Below are 20,813 nucleotides of genomic sequence, written 5' to 3' on the forward strand. Positions count from 1 at the left end.
CATTGTTCGCTGTTATAATCCGTTGTTAATTTGTTTGTCCGTGTAAGGAATAGGTAGCCAGTATCTGTCTTTGGTGATGGCGTTTAATGGTTTTAAATCATCTGGCGCTTTGTTGTTGTTCGCGGCTTCTACCAGCTCTAGTCGCTGAAGATCAAACCAGCGAGTGTATTCGCCGGCTAATTCCCAGGAGCGCTCTGCTACAACTGAATCAGCAAATGCGCTGCCTGCTAATCCTGGTGTGAGGTCTGGTAATCCTGCACGGCTTCGAATAAGATTAACGGCAGTGTAGGCATCTGCCGAAGGCATACCAGTAGCGCGGGCCTGTGCTTCTGCATAGGTCAGCAATACCTGTGCATAACGTAACATCTTCACAGATAAGTCTGAAGCGGAAGTAAGATAGCCTGGAGTAGGAGCATTTACGCGAAACTTGTTATAGTAAGGATGTTTGGTCTGACCATTCTGCCAGTTGATATTACCGGCGCTGGTTTTAAATACGGTATAAAAAGTAACATCTTTCCTTTTACCCGCAGGGAAATTATTGAAGAATGTAACTTCACAGAAGTAGTCATCCCAGCCAGATTCATCGCCAGGCATGGCAGACTTACCATACAATGTACTTGGGTTGCCACAGCTGTTACAGAATTGCAATGAGAATACATCTTCCGGCGTACTGTTGCTGCTGGTAGTACCTGTCCACAGCGAAGCAAAATCAGGTACAAGGTCGAAGCCATAAGTAGCTTTGTTGTCGATGACTTCTTTAGCTTTAGCCGCTGCCAACGCATACTTGGAAGCATCTTTTATTGGATATCCAGCTTCTGTTAAATAAACTTCAGCTAATAATGCTTTAGCAGTGCCGGCGCTGGCCCTGCCAGCAGCGGCTTTGGTGTTGCCCATCAGCGACTCTGCATTTTTTAGATCCGATTCGATGAGCGCGTAAATTGCTGCAGGCGCACTTTTTTGAATAGACAACAGATCCGCACTGTATTTGGAAGTAGTGATCAGTGGAATATTTCCCCAGAGGCGTACCAGCCAGAAATAGGAGAAGGCGCGTAAGAAGTAAGCTTCTCCTCCGATTTGTTTGATATTGGCAGTATTACCTACTTTTCCATAATTTTCTATGATGTTGTTAGCATTTTGAATGGTTTTGTAACAACCCAGCCAGATCACATTGATCCTGCTATTGGTAGAATTGACTGCAAACTGGTCCATCTCTCTCAGTTCCTGTTTGTTGCTGGCAGGATGTGTGGTGATATCGTCGGAGCCCATCAGCACTGCGTCCAGAGCTGCAGAGGCAAATCCTGAAGTGTAACCATTTTTCAATGGCTGATAAGCGCCTGCCAGCGCGGTTTGCAGACCTTCAATAGTGCCGAGTGCGGCGTCGCCCACCAGTTGCCCATTAGGACTTTCATTCAGTTCTTTATTGCATGCGGTTGTAAGCGATGCAAGGAATATGATGCAGAGTATCTTTTTCATTTTCGTTTTTTTGGGATGAGGTTATAATCCGATTTTTACGCCGCCGGTAATAGTTTTGGCATTAGGATAAGAGCCATAGTCGATGCTTTGGTTGACATCACTGCCAGCACCGGTAGCCACACTGTTTGTTTCCGGATCAAATCCTTTGTACTTGGTAATAGTGATGAAGTTGGCTGCACGCACGTATACCGTAATCCTGGCTTGTTTTACCAGTGATGGCGGCAACTCATAGCTGATGCTGATATTTTTGAAGCGGATGAAAGTGCCATCTTCCAGGAAGCGTGTAGATACCGTGTAGTTCTTGTTTGTTTTGCTGAAAGCAGGTATATCAGATGTTTCATTCTGTTTAGGGATATACCTGTTTTTGATATCTGCAATTGTTGCCTGGCGCATGTCAGAGTTAGCAGTAATACCCGCAGCATAGGTATAGTCCAGTTTATCATAACCACCGAGCGACTGTATGAAAACGTTCAGTGTGAAGCCTTTCCAGCTAACGGTGTTATTGAAGCCCCAGGAGTATTTTGGTAATCCATGGCCGATGATATGATAATCACTGCCATCAATTATTTTATTACCATCGAGGTCCTGGTATTTAGCGTCGCCAGGTACGTTGCCATACGCAGCAGCGGCTGCGGCTTCACCAGGTTTCCAGGTGCCAAGGTAGGTAAGGCCCCAATAGGTTCCCAGCGGCTGGCCTGGTATTATCATAAACTCTGGTTGTGGCGAAAGTCCTGAGCCAATGTTTGTTCCTGAAGGAATGCTTTTATCAGAATATAGCGCTACTACTTTGTTACGCAGGAAGGATATATTGAAAGCACTGTTCCAGGTAACGCTGCTATTGCGAATGATATCACCGGAGAGGGCCAGTTCAATACCTTTATTATTTACTTTTCCTACATTAGACAAAACACTGCCACCACCCATATAATTAGGTATAGGCACGGAGAGGAGCAAGTTGCTGGTGTTTTTATTGTAGTAATCAGCAGTAAGGGAAAGTCTGTTGTCAAACATATCTGCATCTAATCCAATATCCCATTGACGGGTTGTTTCCCATTGGAGGTTTGGATTGCCAGGGTTTCCTAAAACGATACCTGGTGTTACGCTTCCAGGTGTCAGGGTAGTGGAAACATTGGTGTAGGCAGTCAGCGTCTGGTATGGATTGATGGCCTGGTTACCGGTAACGCCGTATCCAGTCCTGATTTTAAGGTTATTAAGGAAATGGATATTTTTCATGAAATCCATTTCTGACAACTTCCATGCAGCGCCAACAGAAGGGAAGGTGCTATACTGATGACCATTCTGGAACTTGGAAGAACCATCGCGTCTTACACCAGCGGTGAGGTAGTAGCGGCCTTTATAATCGTAATTTACTCTGCCGAGGAATGATAACAGCTTATAATCTGAGTAATTTGTTCCTACGCCGTAGGTCTGTGCCAGGGCCAGGTTATAATATTCCAGTGTAGGATAGGTCAGGCTGTTGCCGTTGGCATTAAAGCCGTTAGCGGTAAAGTACTGATATTCCATTACGCCTGTAACGGTAAGCTGGTGTGCATTATTAAACAGATGGCTGTAGGTAAGGTTGTTGGTACTTTGTATGCCGATATTTTCGGTGGAGCCGCGACCAGCATTGGCGGTTCTGGCTGAAGTGATCGCGGGGCCGGTATAATTCATCGTTTGTACGTTGCCGTAGTTTACGGCGCCGGTCATATCGAATGTAAGACCGGGAATGAATTCATATTTCAGTCCTGCGATAGTAGCGAAAGTAGAATTGTAACTAATTCTTCTTTGGTCAGTGGCCAGGGCCACTGGGTTGAACGATATGGAACCTACAGGATCATTGAGCGTATAGGCACCGTTGCTGTCTCTTACCGGCACTGTTGGCGCCCAGGCAATGGCCTGTGTAATAGGGGCATCTCTACCTGTAATACCGGTATTCATGGTTTCATTTCTGACAGCATAAGCATTTACATGCAGTTGTAATTTTTTATATAGTTGAGATGTCAGGGCCGCCCTTAATGCATATCTTTTTAGAGAAGAATTGATGATGATGCCCTGTTGATTGAGGAAGTTGCCACTGGTGTAGAAGCGTGTTTTATCATTGCCGCCGGAGATACTGAGTTGATATTCCTGCGCGGGCGCCACTCTGAAAATCGCATCCTGCCAGTCGGTACCGCCTTTGTTTTTAAAATTGGCGATCTGGGCATCAGTATAGATGGGGGCTGTGCCATTAGCTGCTGCATTGGCATTTGCCGTAGTGGCAAAATCCGCTGCATTCAGCAGGTCGAGTTTCTTCAATACGCGGGCACGGGAAAACTGACTCATAAAATCGATGCTGGTCTTTCCGATTCGCCCCTTTTTAGTGGTGATAACGATAACCCCATTGGCGCCCCTGCTACCATAAATGGCCGTGGAAGAAGCATCTTTCAGGATGTCCATTGTTTCGATATCGTTAGGGTTTACCGTGCTGGGGTCGGCGCCTACATAACCATCGATGACGTATAACGGGTTATTATCGCCCTTAATGGAGTTGTTACCCCTGATCCTCACAGACACTTCTCCACCTGGTGCGCCGGCATTGGAAACTACCTGTACGCCGGCAGCACGACCTTGCAGGATCTGCTGCACATTGACCACAGGCTGCTCTTTGAAGTCCCTGGTAGAAACAGACGATATTGACCCAGTGAGGTCACGCTTTTTCTGGGTACCATAACCTACTACCACCACATCATTGATGCTGGTCACTTTAGAAGCCATGGTAATGGTAAGTGGGAAACTGGCATTATTTAATGGTATTTCCTGCCTGGTATAATTGACGGCAGAGAAAGTAAGTATTTCTGCAGGTAGGGCATCAATCTCGAAATGTCCGGATGCATTGGTCATTGCCCCGGTAGTTTTTCCTTTGACTTGCACACTGATTCCTGGTATAGGAACTCCTGTTTCATCCTTTACCGTTCCGGTAACTTTTTTGGTTTGTGCCCATAAGCCCAATGGAAATAGCAGGATACTAATTAGAAATAGTCGTGGAAACATAACGTTTAGTTTTGGAATTTAGATAGTGGCAAGATATCCTTCCAGGGAGCAGGGGATCGGGTAAAATCAGAAAAAAAATGGGGGAAAATTGTAAATTCCGGTAGAAAAGCAGGCTTTTTTGTCTATCCTGCAAGAACAATGTAGAACGCCAAACATGCCATCCGAACGGAAAGACTGATTTAATAATGAATGTTTGATGTAATGATGCCAAAATCTAGTATCCTAATAATTGTTATGCTCTGGTGCCTGCATCTTAGCGGCCAGGAATTGCTTTTTAATCACCTTACCTCCGAAGAAGGGCTGGACCCTGGTGCTGTACTTTGCATCGCCCAGGATAATAACGGCTTTATGTGGTTCGGTACACAGAATGGTTTGAATAGATTTGATACCCGCAGATTTAAACATTATAAAAGTCCACACAGCAAATACATCGATGTACCCGAAAATTACATCACCCATTTGTTGGTAGATACACACCATAACTTCTGGATAGGCACCCGTAATGGATTGAATAAATATAATCCGGTAACGGACCAGCTTGATGATATAACGTTGAAGGATATACCGGTAAAGACCAACGTCAGCATCTCCTGTATTTATGAAGATAAACAAGGAAACGTCTGGGTATGGTCTTCGGTGGGGTTATTTAAATTGAAGGACACGCAGACTGTGAAATTCCAACAGGTAGCCATTCCCGATTCTGTGGCAGGACTGGCGGAAAATAATAACATCCGCACCATCTACCAGGACCAGGGCGGCGCATATTGGATCGGTTCCTCCCTGGGACTAACCCGAATGTCTTTCGAAAATGGCAGGCCTGTTTTCAGGTCTTTCCGGCATAATAGCCACGATAAAGAAAGTCTGAGTGATAACTACGTCACAGTTATTATCGGTGATACAAACAACCGGCTATGGGTAGGTACGCAGCAAGGAGGCTTGAACTATTATGATCCAGAAAAAGGATCGTTTAAACGCTATGAATCCGGATTGGCCAATGGCCTGATAAATAATAATATCAGAGATATAAAGATAGATTCCCTGGGCAGGCTATGGATTGGCACACAGGGCGGCATCAGTATCTTCCATCCTCATGACGGCACTTTTCTCAATTATCATTCAGACCCTGAACATTCGCAGTCGCTCAGTCACAACTCCGTATATAGCATCTACCTGGACCATCACGCTACCGCATGGATAGGGACATATTGGGGCGGCGTAAACAGTGTATCCGTTAATAATACACCTTTTCATATATACAGGACGGGTAGCTATCCCCAGGGCATCAATAATAATGTGGTGAGTGCCATTGCCGAAGATGCCGTTCATAACTTATGGGTAGGCACAGAAGGGGGAGGATTGAACTATCTGAACAGCGCCACGCAGCAGGTAACTGTTTTCAGGCATAATAATGCGGATAGTAATTCCCTGGGATCTGATCTGGTAAAGATGATTTATAAAGATATCGATGGGAATTTCTGGGTCGGTACACACGGAGGTGGGTTAAATGTATTTAATTCATCGACAAAGAATTTTACCCGTTTTTTTTATAGAGATAATGACCCGGTGGTACGTAGCTCAGAAGTCTTGTCTATGCTGGAAAGCAGAGATGGTATTTGCTGGATTGGTATGCAAACAGGGTTACTTGCTTTTAAAAGATCAGGAAGATCATTAACCAGGCTTCCGGAAAATCATCTTACTAAAATAATAGGTAGCAGCGCGGTGAAATCCTTGCTGCAAGCTAAAAACGGTGATATCTGGGTGGGGACATCGGCCGCGTTGTTTCTGTTACCTAATGGAAGCCAGGCGGTTCAACGCTTCAGCGTGAAGGATAATCTGCCAAGGAATAATATTAACAGTATCCAGGAAGATGTGGACGGCAATATCTGGATAGGCTGTGCTTTTGGCGGACTGGCGCGCTATACACCAGATAAAGCAAAGAACTTTCAAGTTTACACCAAAGAAAATGGCCTGCCCGATGATAACATTGCAGCTATTCGGTCGGATGGTCGCAATAATCTCTGGGTCAGCACTGGCAATGGCTTGTGTAAGCTGGATGTAAGGCGGATGGTATTTAAAAACTATAATAAAAGTGATGGACTGGCAGGAAATATATTTAACATCAACTCCAGCTGTATCACCAGTGATGGCAGGCTGATGTTTGGTGGTTATAATGGCATTACCTTTTTTCATCCGGAGGAGATTAAAGAGAATTTTTATGCACCAGGAACATTCCTGACGGGCCTGAAATTATTCGATCATACGATTAGCGTTAACGGTCAGGACAAGCTATTGAGCGAAGAAATCAGCCGGACAAAAAACATTTGTTTCACCTCTCAGCAGAATGTATTCACTTTGGAGTTTACCACTTTAAATTATGTGCAGCCTGATAAAAACGTATATGCATATACGTTAAGAGGTTTTGATAAGAAATGGAATTATGCCGCCACACCATCGGCCACATATATGAACCTGCCGCCAGGAGAATATGACTTTCTGGCGAAGGGTTCTAACAATGACGGCATCTGGGGCGCGCCGGTGAGCTTACATATCACTGTGCTTCCGCCTATCTGGAAAACATGGTTGGCCTATATTATATACGGCCTGCTGCTGATAGCAGTTGGCTTTTTTGTGATACGCTTTTTCGTATTGCGGTCGTTGATACGCCGGGATAAGGAACTCACGAGGTTGAAGCTGGACTTCTTCACGAATATATCCCATGAGATGCGTTCCAGGCTGTCCTTGATTATTGGTCCTGCCGAGAAATTATTAATGATCAATAAAGAAGATTATGAAAATACACGTCAGCTACAGATAATACGTAAGAACTCTGAAAGCCTGCTGCATTTGATTACAGAGCTGATGGACTTCAGGAAGGCAGAATCAGGTAACTTGTCATTGCATGTAAGTGAACAGGATATCGTAGCCTTTCTGCGGGAGATCTTCTATACTTTCGAAGACAGGGCTTTGTCGATGAATATTCAATATGAATTCGTAGGTCCGTCACCGATAGTCCTTTGTTTTGATAAAGAGCAACTGGAAAAAGTCTTTTATAATCTATTTTACAATGCCTATAAATTTACGCCCTCTGGTGGCAGCATCAGTGCGACTATAACGGATAATAATGCCACTGTTACAGTGTCTATACAAGATTCAGGGCGTGGCGTATCGCAGGAAAATCTCCCTAAACTATTTACAAATTATTTCCAGGAGGATGATCAGGACAGTGATAATAAAGGCTATGGTATCGGACTGGCATTGGCAAAGAGCATAATAGCGCTTCATGGCGGCACTATTGGCGTAAACAGTACTCGTGCTGAAAAGGGCAATACGACTGTGTTTACGGTTACCTTGCGAAAGGGCCACCACCATTTTGATCAGGCGGTCAGGCAGGAACGGGTATCTCGTGAGAACAGCGAAAAGAAGGTCTTTTCTTTAGCCTCGCCTCCGGAGCTGCTGCCTCGTATGGAAGCGCTGACAATGCCGGCAGGGGAGAAAAGGTATACGGTATTACTTATAGAAGACAACGAAGAAATTCTACAATTTAATAAGGAGATGCTGGAGAAAAGTTATCAGGTCATTACCTGTAGCAATGGCACTGCCGGCTGGGATGTGGCGGTAGATACTATTCCGGATATCATTGTGAGTGATGTGATGATGCCTGGCATGGACGGCTATACGTTATGTAATAAGCTCAAAACGGATACCCGAACGGACCATATTCCGTTAGTTCTATTAACCGCCATGACGACTACCACGCAGCAGCTGAGTGGTTTGCAGAAGGGTGCAGATGTATATCTGACAAAACCTTACAGTATTCAAATGCTGGCCTTGCATATTGGTAATCTGTTAAGTCTCCGGGAGAAAATACATGTTCGTTTTGCAAAGCAGCTGTCGCTAGAAACGAGTGTGGCAGTGCCTGTAGATGAAGAAACGCCTGATGTTATTCAGGATCCTTTTTTATTGCGTGTGATAGACATTATTGAAGAGAATATGGAGGAGCCAGGTTTTAGCGTCGACATTATTTCCCGCAAACTGGCTATGAGCAGGCCTGTGCTATACAAGAAGCTGAATATGCTCACAGGGCTTACTGTAAACGATTTTATCATCGCCATCCGCATGAAGAAGGCTGTCAGCTACTTCGAGGATGGGACATATAATATCAGTGAGGTAGCATATAAAGTAGGGTATAGTGATCCAAAGTATTTCAGCAAGGAGTTTAAGAAACACTTTGGGAAGTCGCCACGGGAATGGAGGAAGAGGGAGTAGGGAGTGAGGAGTTAGTTGCTTGTAAAGTCCTGTAGCCAAGGCGCAGGACTTTACAAGCGTTTTGTATGTAAGTTGGATTTAGTTCATTTGACGGTTAGTTATTACTGCTCTGTTCAAATTCAGCTTCGGTTGAGATTTTTTTGTTGTCGTAATTTCGAACGGTTTCTAGTAATGTGCTAGCATGGGAATAAAGGTCGTCAAGGCTAGATAGTTCAATTTTGGACTCTTTTTTGTTACTGTCAAATAATCCTATTTGCTTTTTAGATGTGTTGAAATATAGTCTGCATATGGTTTTGCGATTATTGTCATCCAACAATATTGAAAAATAAGTTTGTGCATCTCTATACACAATCCTATTTACCGGTATAATTTGTCTTAAAATGGATTTCACAATCAAAAAACCATCAATCTCTTCTTGAGTAGTCACTATTTTAGGTTCATCCCCAATAATAGAATTTTCATTTTCGATATTTGGCGTTTCTAATTTCTGAGACTCTGCTTCTTTATTCAGCGCGGATTTCAGACGATCAGTAATAATATCATTTATGTATTGAGTAAACGATTTTTTAGTAAGCTCCGTGAATTGCTCAAGAATTTTTTGTGTAACGAAGCCAGGATAGATTTGTTTTGCGAAATATTTTACGAAATCTGGAGAAGGCGTATTTAACTCTTGGTTTATGAGCAACTTTAATTCGTTCGTATATTTTAATTCACTTGCTGTATTTACAATTTTGGTGAAATCGAAATTTGTTTTGTGAAATTTCTTTAGCTCTTCTATTTGGGTATCTTTCATTTCTGTGATATCGAATACAAAGAAAGGCTTTTCATCCATCCTGTTAGGTTCTACCAGATCTGTATAAAACCTGTATTCTATACCATTAGTCAATATGGAGAATTTGGCTTTGGTAGCATGAAAATATCTGAAAAGCTGAGATGCATTTTGAACACTGAGAGGGCCTGTATGGCATTTGCACTCAATTAGTATTATTGGAGCTCCATCTTTTATAATTGCATAATCAATTTTTTCTCCTTGTTTTATCCCAATATCAGCAACAAATTCAGGAATCACTTCCAAAGGATTAAACACATCATAACCCAATTCCTTAATAAACGGCATGATAAAAGCATTCTTTGTAGCTTCTTCGGTAAGTACTTGTGATTTTAGCTTGATTACTCGGTCGCCAAGCTGTTTAATTGCATCTTTGAAATCCATAGTTATAGTTTTGTTTTGGGTTCAATCTTAATTTACTAGGGGTGATATAATTGTTTGATTTGTTTGCTAAACACTAATGGGAGTTATTTATTCCAGACAATCATCTATAGAAATTGCTTATACTAAAATGATAGAGTTTTAAATTCTAACTAACATTCCAATCAGTACTTTTTTCCAGTCTACGCGGGTGCTTGGTTGTGCTAACCTCAAACAGTAACGATCTATTTTTACGGTTTCCAGTTAATGCTCACTGGATCCAGATATCTTGCCTGCTACAGAAAAAATTGATTTTCTAATAATTAAGATAGGATTTTTTTTAACTGGGAACAAATAAAATAGAATAACCCCTGGCTGTCTTACAGAGAGCATTATTAGGATTTTTAATAATTCTTATCAAGTTATAGTGTTAAAAGCCTTTCGAATATTAGGTGAGTCCTCTTTAATAATATTAGGAGACGATGGAATGACTTGTGCGCTATTAATACCCGACAATTTAGTAGTAATATCAATACTATTTTTGGTATCTGTTCTGGGAAGAAATGTGTTCGTGTCTATATACATAGTGGAATCAGTAGTTATATTTCCTTTTATTGGAGAAACAGCTGTTTAATCTAATCGTACTAATAATGATCAAACTAACTGCGTAATTGAATATTCAATTGCCCCATAAACAAAACAGCCTGTAAGTCTTACTTACAGGCTGTTCCAAATATCTCTCAGGTTATGCTTAACCTTTATTTCCTTGTCTTGTGACTTTCTGCAGACTTACATTCTCCATGATAGCATACACTGCATAGAAGAACATCAGTGTAAAGATGGTGTATCTGCTGGTGTTAGCTCTGTTGGCAACAGCATAGATGGTGATACCAGCCAGGCAAAGAAACATTCTGGTGATCATTGCACCATATACACGAAGCATAAAAATACTATTGCTTTCTGCCTGAACGCCTTTACGGCTCATGTTGTAGGTGAAAGCTGAAAGCGCAGCCAGTGCAAGGTTTCCGCCAAGTAATACGTTGTGATGAAAGCCATTATCTAATAACCAGTCTTTCAAAAAAAATAATATGCCATTCACTAAAATGAATAGGGCAATAACTCTAAAGTAAAATCGATCCCACATTTCTATGTTCTATTTTCTATTTCTTTTTTAATATTCGCGCCGCAAAGTTATAATCAAATCAATTAATAGCCAAATGGTTGGAAGTAATAATCATTTTGATAAATACTGATATGAAGATATTTTTATTTGTCTGGAATCCTTTGTGGTACTATGTTGCAGGGGTATGATGATAGAAATGTGTGGATCAAAATAGTGTCGTGAATAGAGAAAATAATAAAAACATTAACAACCATTAACAAACGCAATGTTACCTAAAAAGAACAGAGGATAGTAAGTATTACTTACTATCCTCTGTAGTGCCCAGAACTGGATTCGAACCAGCACACCCTTGCAGGCGCTGCGACCTGAACACAGTGCGTCTACCAATTTCGCCATCTGGGCAACTGATTTTGTGTTTCAGGACCGCAAAGATAAGCAGACTTTTTATTTTGCCAAATTTATTTTTGATTTTTCTCGCTGAAAATGAAATCGTTACATTACTCTGCAAACTCCCAGGCGCTCTGGTAGCCATTTTGAGCCTCTGAGTATTTGATAAAATCAGCATAGAAAGGCAGTTGAGACAATGTCCCGCTATCGCCAATAATCACTAATTTCTTCCTAGCACGGGTCATTGCCACATTCATTCGGCGTATATCTGATAAGAAACCAATCTTACTTTCTGTATTACTACGCGTCATGCTGATATAAACAATATCCCTTTCCTGCCCCTGGAAACTATCAATTGTGTTGATGGAAATGCTGGACAGATAAGGTTGTAAGGCCGGATAATGCGCCAGTTGCTCTTTCAATACCTCTATCTGTTGCCTGTATGGAGAGATAATAGCTATACTAGGGAAGTTCTCTGGCTTGTAATGCGGCACCAGCGTGCCTGCAAGCAACTCCAGATGTCTGAAGAGAAATGCCGCTTCTTCCGGATTGGTAGTGCTAGTGCCTTCTATTTTCTCATCAAAACCGCAACCAGCCGTATCTATAAAGGCCAGTGGTGCATCAGCATCAAACAACAAATGTGAGGCTACAGAAGCATGTGCCTTTAATTTGTCGCCATAGAAAACACCGGAAGAATAGCCCATGATAGCGGTGTGCATACGATATTGCTCCTCCAGTAATACAACTGCTTCCGGATAAAGATTCACCACTTTTTCAAGTAATGTTTCTGCTAATCCAGCAGTCGCTGCATCATTAGACTTAATCGTTGGTGGAAGCTGGCAATGGTCGCCGGCAAATATTACCTTTTCTCCTTTTAAGATCGGAATCCAGCAGGCTGGCTCTAATGCTTGTCCTGCCTCGTCGATAATAACAGTGCGGTATTTCAGGTGTCTGACGGTATAATGATTGGCGCCCACTGGTGTCGCAGTGATTACTTGTGCTTTAGCTACAATATCCTCGATCACATATTGCTCGGTATTCTCTACCAGCTTCATAATGTTGCGGGCCTCATCAAATAAAGCTTTGCGTTGTTCACGCTCAGCCTTGCCGAAGTTGCGCTTGTATTTATGCGCCATGTTCCGGAACTCATTCGCCTGTTTACGCAAACGGGAAACCTCTTTCATGCCACTATGCCCGGTCATTTTGCTGTCCAGCGTGAGTGCCAGCATTTTCTCAGACACACGCGCAGGATTGCCTACACGCAATACATTCATGCCTTCCTCTGCGAGTTTTTCGCTCAAAAGATCAACAGCAGTGTTGCTGGGTGCAACTACCAGTATCTGTTGCTTTTCCTGCTGATACATTGCTTTGATCGCCTGCACCAGGGTAGTGGTTTTGCCTGTTCCAGGAGGGCCATGTACTACGGCAACATCTGCAGCAGACAGAATTTTATTTACGGCTGCATTTTGTGAATCATTCAGCCGTGGAATATGTACAGGTAATATATCTGTTCTGAAAGATGGAGCGGCTTGTCCTGTCAAAACCCGCACCAACCGGCCGGTTTTAGGATCGTCTGCAATAGTATCGGCTTGTTTTAATGCCGATATCATCTCATCATAGCTATTATCGTCGAAAAGGAGATCTATGCCAAGTTTGCCATTGTCCGACCACTCTGGCAGCTCGTCGGTACGTAAGGTTATTTTGAGGCGATTGCCACCAACCCAGGATATAACACCTTCCTGTTTGTCCTGCTTTCTGTCGTGGTTGGAAAAAAACAATGCGGAAACGCCAGCACGCAGCTGATGTGGCAGTTCCTGGTTGGTCGTGCGTTCTACTTCTACCGTCAGATAATCCCCTCTGCTCATCTCACTTCCCCGTATCGCGATGGGATACCACGCCAGGCCATTAGCCCTGCGTTCCTGTATAGATGTGCTCTCCGTTAAAGCCTGATATGATCGTTGGTCTTCTTCCCGTTCTGTTTTCAACAGCCCAAGCAGCTTTTTGAAATAATCCATCCTGCAAAGATACTAATAAGTTGAGGGTTAACATTAGCTGCTATATTCGAGAATTGCTTATTATATTAGTTATTAAATTACTGTATTCTTCGTTGAATGGTAGTGTTTTGTTTATGAATAATTTCTTTCTTGTAGTAATTGCCGTTTGTTGTGTAACAGGATTGAAGCCACTGATTTCCTCATCTTTCCAATAAATACCAGAACCTCTCTTTTGCCAGGCAGGCAAATCATTATAGTTGATACCATTGCTAAACAGCAACTCATTTTTGTCTGCAGTAGTGAATCGGTTGATACGCTGCGTAGCCTCTGTAGCGGAACTACCTTGTTTGCGCAACAGCCAGTAACAGTGTGCATTCAGCGCATTACGGTGTGCATCTTCATTTCTCCAGCGGAAATAATCCGTTACCAGCATGCTGTTTGGGAATTCGCAGAGCCGGCAATCGAAAGCCGCCAGATCTCCCAGCAACAGGGAAAACTTAGCACTGGCTTCTCCCGCCAGAATAGAATTCCATTTACGCTCTTTCCTGCTAAAAGCATTCTCCTGAAAGTGAAATAATAAAGAAATCTCATCGCTCTGCGTATAGCCGTACACGATATTAAAGCCACAACCCATCAGATGCTGTACGGTTGATAGCATATGGTTATGAAACCTTTCATCGAAAGGTTTTTCAAAGTCATGTTTCTCCTTTGTCAGCTTCGTAAATCCACGGCCATCGATCCGTGCTACAATATACATTTCGGGCATAACAGACCTATCGTAGTGGGTTTCGAAACTACGCATCTTCAGGTCCAGTTCATCAAATTTCATCTTGCCAGTTTTTAATTACAAATTGGTTATCTTGAATAGATACATAATATAACTCGTCAAATCCTTCCGCATAGGAAGGGATCTCCAATCGGCGATGCGCACCTCTCACCCCCACTTCCGGAACAAGTGCCTTCCCTGTACGAAGGCTATTTCTTTGCAATGCTTCTGCTATATCAGATTTGAAATAATAGCATTTTATCTTGTACTTGTTTTCCTGAGCACGTAAAATGTATTTCTGTCTGTCTGCAACCGTAGGATTGGTGTTATCTACCACAAAAGCTTTGAAACTATTGAAACAGGCATCCAGGAACAGATTTTCCCTGTTCCGCGTGGAAAGCAGGTCCAGAGAGATTCTTACATGACTGTTGAAGAAATGCTGCTGGTAAAAAGTAGATTTACCGGTAGCTTGAATGCCGCAGAATATAATAGCTTCCATAGCTGCTAAATATAGTTTTTTTCTTAATACAGAGGCGATGCTACACATCATATAATCAAAAAAAGGAAAAGGTCTCAACGAGACCTTTTCCTTTTGAGGCGGGAATACAATCCCCGAACTCCTGTGTTTATGTTATTAATAACTCAATGTTATACCGGCACCCAGTCCCATATCACTGTCATAGTGTGTAGAGATAGCCAGGTTTTTGGTAACGATATACCTGAAGCCTGCCATATACTCATAATCGGTATTCACCATGAAGTTGAAGCGTAAACGTTTGGAAATAGGCACATCTTCCCGCATCAGCTGTACACGTATCTTCCCATCGGTATCCAAAGATGCATCGGCAATAATCTGCATTGGCAGTGTGTATTGCAATCCTATATGGAATACCTGACGGAAATCTTTCGTGTTTTTCTGACCAAACATATTCTTCTCTGCTTCATCCATTTTACGATAGCGTACATCCCAGCCTATATATGGAAACAGCCATTGCATCTTACCAAAGTAGCGTCCGAAGTGGCTTTCACTTTCATAACCATGCCTATCGTTAAGGCCTACACGCCATTCGGTAGTGAGCCTGTAGCGGGTGTTGGCCAGCATCAGCTCTCCATCGCTACCATTGCTTTCCAGGCCTACACGACCCATAAAGTGCAACATACGGTCATCTCGTTTGATCATCCTGAAAGACTTCACTGGATCAGGGATCTGGGGATTTGGAGGAGAATCTTCATAACTAAATACTCTACCCATCCCACTCATCATGTGGTACAGAATATGACAATGGAAGAACCAGTCGCCACTTTCTGTAGCTGCAAACTCGATTGTATCCACTTCCATCGGCATGATGTCTAGCACCGTTTTCAGTGGAGAATAGTCGCCCTGGCCGTTCAACACCCGGAAAAAGTGCCCGTGAAGGTGCATCGGGTGACGCATCATTGTATTGTTGAAAAGAATGATACGCACGTTTTCTCCTCGCTTGATCAATATTTTATCAGCTTCAGAAACGGTTTTGTTGTTGATGCTCCACACATATCGGTTCATATTTCCTGTCAGCTCAAACTTAAGTTCTTTCACTGGTGCATTTGCGGGAAGGTTCGTTTTTTCCGGTGCTTTCAGCATGCCATAGTTCAGTGTAACGATATCGCCGCCACCCATATTCATGCCGGCCATATCATGGCCTGCATGCTCGTCATGCTGCATTTTTTCTTCTTTGCCGGATGGCTTGTCGTCACCGGTAATCTCTGGATACATTACGGTATTCATATCCATGGTCTGATTACTCATGAGCATACCGGTGCTGGTATCGAGGTCGCCATTCATCTTCATCATATCATTCATCATCTTCATGCCTTCGAAGTATTTCAGCTTAGGCAAAGGCTTCATGGGCATTTCCATGCCACTGCCCAACCACAGGCCGGTAGAGCCGGTACGGTCTTCTGCTGTTGCCAGCAGCTGGTACTTCATATCTTTTGGAACAGTAACGATGATATCATAGGTTTCGGATACGCCTACTATTAATCTGTCTACTTCCACCGGCTCCACGTCAGCTCCGTCATTGGCTACCACCGTGATTTTACCTCCTGAATAGCGTAGCCAGAAATAGGTGCTGGAACTACCATTGATGATGCGTAATCTGACCTTGTCGCCGGCTTTAAGCTGTGGCATACTGTCAGACAGGCGACCATTTGCCAGGAATTTCTCATAATATACATCGCTAACATCCATGGCATTCATACGTTTCCATTCGTTGGTAACCTTGGTGCCAAAATGTTTCTGGCGGATGGCTTCTGTATAACTTTGTGTAGTACCTTTTTTAATGGCAAACCAATCATTGGCATTATGCAGATAACGGTTTACCTGGTGAGGGTGCATATCTGTCCAATCACTTAACAGCAGTACTTTTTCTGGGATATCTGATTTTTTGCGCGGATGAAATACCAACGCGCCATACATACCGCTTTGTTCTTGGAACATGGTATGACTATGATACCAGTACGTACCATGTTGTACAATCGGGAATTTAAATTCATGTGTTTGGCCCGCTTTAATAGGACTGGTGGTGAGATAAGATACCCCATCCTGTTCGTTGGGAAGAATGATTCCATGCCAGTGTATGGAGGTTTCTTCTTTCAGGGTGTTGTGAACATATATCAGGGCAGTATCACCTTCTGTAAATTCGAGGGTGGGACCGGGGATACTACCATTAATGGCGAGTGCATGACGCATTTTACCAGAATAGGTCACCATCGTGTCACCCACGTACAGATCGTATCGGATTGTCTTAGGCGCCTGGGCCATAGCCTGGCTACCTATAACCAAAAGGGTTATATATAGCAAAAACTTCTTCATAAAAAGAGAATAGATATTGCCTGAGCAGGCAGGATTAAACAGGTGAACAGATATACAACCCGTTCACCTGTTATAATGTTGAGGAGAAATTACTGAATGGTGTCACTTACTTTACCGCAAGTGAGCATCTGGCTACCGAAGTATGGGTTTTTGATAGCATTGCTGCTGCTCAGCCAGGCTGCTTTTTTCATTGGGCAATACTGTTGGTAAACAGGCTGTTCGGAGAGTTTAGTGGTTTTTGCCAGTGTGTACATGTCTGTAGACAGCTGTTTGAACTGCTCGCGTTGTTGTGCCAGATCTTTACCAGTAGCGATTTGCTGTGCATCGGCGATCAGTTTGTCCTTTGCTGCCTGAACTGCTTTGTCGGTGCTGCTATTTGCGGATGCGATCATGGCAGATGCTGCGGTGGAAGCGGCGCTGCTGTTACCGCTTACCAATGCGTCTTTTACTTCGTAGTAATGATTCAGTAATCCGGATTTGTCCTGTGCAAATGCTGTTGAAAGTTGGAACAGTGCTGCTATTGCAATAAATACCTTTTTCATATCTATAAGTTTTTGAAATTTTATGTTGATAAATTAATGGGTAGAATAGTAAAGAATGAACTGCTAGTATCAACATCAAATCTGAAAACTTCGTATCTCTATCCGGATGTCTTTAACAGGTAGCTGTTTGGTATGGTTGGTTAAATATCGTTGGCCAGCTGTCAGCAGGGCTGGGGCCTGGCATAATTCGAGGTGATCGTTATGTTTGGGTGTAATATGACCTGGTGTGGAGGCCACTTGTAAACTTGCATCTACCACTTTGTCCAGCAGGTTGAATTTAACCATATCATCGGAACAGCAGTGATGCTGACCTTGATGGTGGGTTGTCTGTGTTTTCACCTGCATAATCGCCGCACAGGTGAATCCTGTCAGGATATGTATGCTGAAGATCAGCAACAGACTCAATGCTTTTATGGTAATGCTTCTTTTCATATTTGAATTAACACCCCAAAGATATGCCAGGTATGCCTGCCGGATTTTATATAATTCAGGGTATGATTTATATAATTTTGGGAGATAGTAATTATTTCCTGTTCATATAGTTCCCGATACTGAAAACTACTTTAGCTGGTCCGGCTTTTCCTGTTTCATGATACAACCAGCGAACGTGGTGGCTTTGATAAATGGTATGGGTTTCCAGCTGGAGTGCAGAAAGGGAAAGTCCATGACCTGCGCCACTGTCAATATTCCATAGATTATAAGCATTCATAGGTTTTTCACTGCCATAATCTTTTGTTGACGAATGCCCGATAAAGATTTCCCGGAATAATTGCAATCTTGCAGGGCCATTGCGTTCATTTTTTCTATAAGCCTCAATCGTTTGTTCCCAGAGGGTTCTGTCCCAATATAGATTGAATTCTTCGTCTTGTTCTGGCCCTTGTTCTGCAACGTATCCTGCATGCAGGAACAGTCGTTGTTGATCATCTATATAAAAGTTGTTTAGATCCTCAAAGAAATGCAGGTGCTGTGTTCGGGTGTCAAGTGAAACATTTTGATAGCTCTGAAGGGTTGAAGTGCCTCTGTTCTGTAGCCAGTTTGGATCTGCTTTACCAGTGCGGAGCCATTGCTCGCAGTACACATCATGGTTGCCTCGGATAAAAATACAGGATTGCTTTTGGGATAGCTGAATCAGGTAACTGATTGTTTCGGCATTATGTGGCCAGCCGTCTACATAATCACCGAGGAATATTAACGTGTCAGAAGGCTGCAGTGACAAGGATAGGAGCAATTGCTTAAGTGCCAGTAATGCACCATGAATATCCCCTATTACAAAGGTTCTTGTAGGCATAATAAAGATGGTTTAATAGTGAAGGAATTGGCATAACTGTGGGTTTAAAGTAGCAATCGGTGTGAGGTTCCTCTATATGGTTATAAATGTAAGGCCCGAACGTAATGCCAACGTTAAGGCCACTAAGGATAACTATTTGTTCATACCATGGGGCAACAGATAAAACAAAAGAAGCCGCCTCTGATAAGGCGGCTCTCGCAAACCTGGGGTAACAAACGAAACTGGTAGAAAGGCCGTTGGCTCTCGCTAAGTATACTGTTTAAAAGTCTTTTGTTACCAATTAGGGTTCTGTACCATAGCAGTATTACCATTCATTTCAGTTAATGGAATAGGCCAGCGGTAATCACGCTTAGGATCAAAAATCCTTGTCTCCACTACTACCGGCTGACCAGTAGCCGGATTAATCGCGCCCATCGCAGGTCCTGATAACGCCTCTGTTCCTATCTGCCATCTTCTGATGTCAAACAAACGGGTACCTTCAAATGCGAGTTCTACTTTTCTTTCTCTACGATATAACTCACGTATCTTATCCTGTGTGTTATAAACGTTTACATCTACATTCGGCATTCCTGCGCGATTCCTTATTTTATTGAGATATAGCACCACATCCGGGTTCTGCCAGTCGCCTGATTCAACCATGGCTTCCACATAACTCAGTAATATTTCTGCATATCGGATGATCATAAAATTCAAGGTGCCGGCATTATTCCTGGATACATCTTTTGGATCAACATATTTCTTCACCCAGTAACCAGTTTGTGTAGACTGTGCTGCGCCAATCTGATCTACAGAACCTGCAGTGAATGGGTCTAACAGGCGGTTTACAAATGTTTGTCCGGGAAATAATACACTGGCTTCCAGGCGTGGATCGCGATTGTTTTTATACAACGGATTTTTCCAGTAGTACATAAGGCTATCCTGTCCCAGTTCCTGTAAGGTTTTCCCCTGCTTTGTTTCGTAGCTATTCACCATCGCAGCAGTAGGGCCATTGCATGCTTGTCCGGAAAGACTCTTCGGCGCCAGGCGGAAGAAGGCGCCGGAATTACCTGTGCGTCTGAAAAGAATACGCTCTTTGTTTTCCAGCGCATCATAGCTAAACAGCTGTGCATAGCTATTGACACCTGTTGTAGTGGAATAATGAAGGTCGTAAACACCAAGCGCCATCAGCTTTCTCGCGTATTCTATCACCTTCGCGTAGTTCTTGATGCTGAGATATAACTGCACCTGCATCGCGTAACAAGCGCCTTTAGAGATGCGATAAGCATCGCTGGTAGGATAAGTTGCCGGCAATATTTCTGCAGCCTTATCCAGTTCTGTATTGATAAACGTTACCACTTCTTCCTGTGTATTCCTTGAAATAGCCTGATTGGTAGGGTCCATGCTTTTATCTACAATAGGAATAGGGCCGAAGAAAAGAAAGAGATTGAGGTGCGCCCTGGCGCGTAAGGCTCTGGCCTCCGCAGCGCGCTGCTCTTTTACGACAGGACTTTCCATGTATACACGTGAATAATTCTCCAGTATACGGCTGGCATTTCGTATGTCTATATAATTCTGACGATAGGTATCGGAAAGATAGGAGTCTGTTGCGGTTACTGCACCCAGTGGATAAGAGTTCCAGCTGCCAAAATTGGCCCTGAACACTGATTCATCGGTGATGCCAGACATATGCATACGACAGTTGGCCTGGTAGGAAGAAGAGGTGATCAGCGCACCTGGCGACATCTGGTTATTATAGATGATTTCCAGGTAGGCAAACAGATCGGATTCCAGTCGCCACCACTTGGCATCTGTAGTGGCAGTTGGGTTATCCCGCTCCAGATAATCTTTGGAGCAGCTGAACAGCATAGTGGAAGCCATCAGCGAGGTGATAATACGTTTATGTAGTTTGTTCATGTAGCCGGTTT

General features: G+C 43.1%; 13 protein-coding genes and 1 tRNA gene. 1 reads left to right on the top strand and 13 read right to left on the bottom strand.

Features of this window, described 5'->3' with window-relative positions:
- Nucleotides 1-12 precede the first annotated feature (12 nt).
- Together ACE38W_RS05640 and ACE38W_RS05645 are read right to left on the bottom strand one after the other, a co-directional pair.
- On the bottom strand, nucleotides 13-1,473 hold the full coding sequence (locus ACE38W_RS05640) for a RagB/SusD family nutrient uptake outer membrane protein (protein WP_375829375.1): 1,461 nt from the start codon (nucleotides 1,471-1,473) through the stop codon (nucleotides 13-15).
- A gap of 21 nt (nucleotides 1,474-1,494) precedes the next feature.
- Complete coding sequence (locus ACE38W_RS05645) at nucleotides 1,495-4,503, bottom strand: SusC/RagA family TonB-linked outer membrane protein (RefSeq protein ID WP_375829377.1); 3,009 nt, start codon at nucleotides 4,501-4,503, stop codon at nucleotides 1,495-1,497.
- Nucleotides 4,504-4,737: 234 nt separating this feature from the next.
- On the opposite strand from ACE38W_RS05645, the gene ACE38W_RS05650 reads away from it, so the two are divergent.
- Nucleotides 4,738-8,769: a two-component regulator propeller domain-containing protein gene (locus ACE38W_RS05650; protein WP_375829379.1), complete on the top strand. Its 4,032-nt coding sequence runs from the start codon at nucleotides 4,738-4,740 to the stop codon at nucleotides 8,767-8,769.
- Between the two features lie 94 nt (nucleotides 8,770-8,863).
- Here the strand turns inward: ACE38W_RS05650 and ACE38W_RS05655 are convergent, their stop codons facing one another.
- The 11 genes from ACE38W_RS05655 to ACE38W_RS05705 form a co-directional block, all read right to left on the bottom strand.
- Nucleotides 8,864-9,982: a type I restriction endonuclease gene (locus ACE38W_RS05655; protein WP_375829380.1), complete on the bottom strand. Its 1,119-nt coding sequence runs from the start codon at nucleotides 9,980-9,982 to the stop codon at nucleotides 8,864-8,866.
- A 727-nt stretch (nucleotides 9,983-10,709) separates the two neighbouring features.
- A complete protein-coding gene (locus ACE38W_RS05660; protein ID WP_375829381.1) occupies nucleotides 10,710-11,036 on the bottom strand; it encodes a hypothetical protein in 327 nt (108 codons plus the stop codon).
- 363 nt (nucleotides 11,037-11,399) lie between these two features.
- A tRNA-Leu gene (locus ACE38W_RS05665) sits at nucleotides 11,400-11,483 on the bottom strand.
- 95 nt (nucleotides 11,484-11,578) lie between these two features.
- Complete coding sequence (locus tag ACE38W_RS05670) at nucleotides 11,579-13,483, bottom strand: AAA domain-containing protein (protein ID WP_375829382.1); 1,905 nt, start codon at nucleotides 13,481-13,483, stop codon at nucleotides 11,579-11,581.
- A 40-nt stretch (nucleotides 13,484-13,523) separates the two neighbouring features.
- Nucleotides 13,524-14,291, bottom strand: a complete 768-nt coding sequence (locus ACE38W_RS05675; RefSeq protein ID WP_375829384.1) for a tRNA(His) guanylyltransferase Thg1 family protein — start codon at nucleotides 14,289-14,291, stop codon at nucleotides 13,524-13,526.
- Complete coding sequence (locus ACE38W_RS05680; protein ID WP_375829385.1) at nucleotides 14,281-14,727, bottom strand: ATP-binding protein; 447 nt, start codon at nucleotides 14,725-14,727, stop codon at nucleotides 14,281-14,283. Before ACE38W_RS05680 ends, ACE38W_RS05675 begins: the two co-directional genes overlap by 11 nt.
- A 135-nt stretch (nucleotides 14,728-14,862) precedes the next feature.
- Nucleotides 14,863-17,079, bottom strand: coding sequence for a multicopper oxidase domain-containing protein (locus tag ACE38W_RS05685; protein ID WP_375829386.1), 2,217 nt, complete (start codon nucleotides 17,077-17,079; stop codon nucleotides 14,863-14,865).
- Between the two features lie 89 nt (nucleotides 17,080-17,168).
- Nucleotides 17,169-17,621: a DUF3347 domain-containing protein gene (locus tag ACE38W_RS05690; RefSeq protein ID WP_375829387.1), complete on the bottom strand. Its 453-nt coding sequence runs from the start codon at nucleotides 17,619-17,621 to the stop codon at nucleotides 17,169-17,171.
- A gap of 75 nt (nucleotides 17,622-17,696) precedes the next feature.
- Nucleotides 17,697-18,053, bottom strand: coding sequence for a hypothetical protein (locus ACE38W_RS05695; protein ID WP_375829388.1), 357 nt, complete (start codon nucleotides 18,051-18,053; stop codon nucleotides 17,697-17,699).
- A gap of 91 nt (nucleotides 18,054-18,144) precedes the next feature.
- On the bottom strand, nucleotides 18,145-18,909 hold the full coding sequence (locus ACE38W_RS05700; protein ID WP_375829389.1) for a metallophosphoesterase: 765 nt from the start codon (nucleotides 18,907-18,909) through the stop codon (nucleotides 18,145-18,147).
- Between the two features lie 273 nt (nucleotides 18,910-19,182).
- Nucleotides 19,183-20,802: a RagB/SusD family nutrient uptake outer membrane protein gene (locus ACE38W_RS05705; RefSeq protein WP_375829391.1), complete on the bottom strand. Its 1,620-nt coding sequence runs from the start codon at nucleotides 20,800-20,802 to the stop codon at nucleotides 19,183-19,185.
- Between the last annotated feature and the right edge of the window lie 11 nt (nucleotides 20,803-20,813).

Origin of the sequence: Chitinophaga sp. Hz27, assembly GCF_042263525.1 — a bacterium.
GTDB lineage: Bacteria > Bacteroidota > Bacteroidia > Chitinophagales > Chitinophagaceae > Chitinophaga.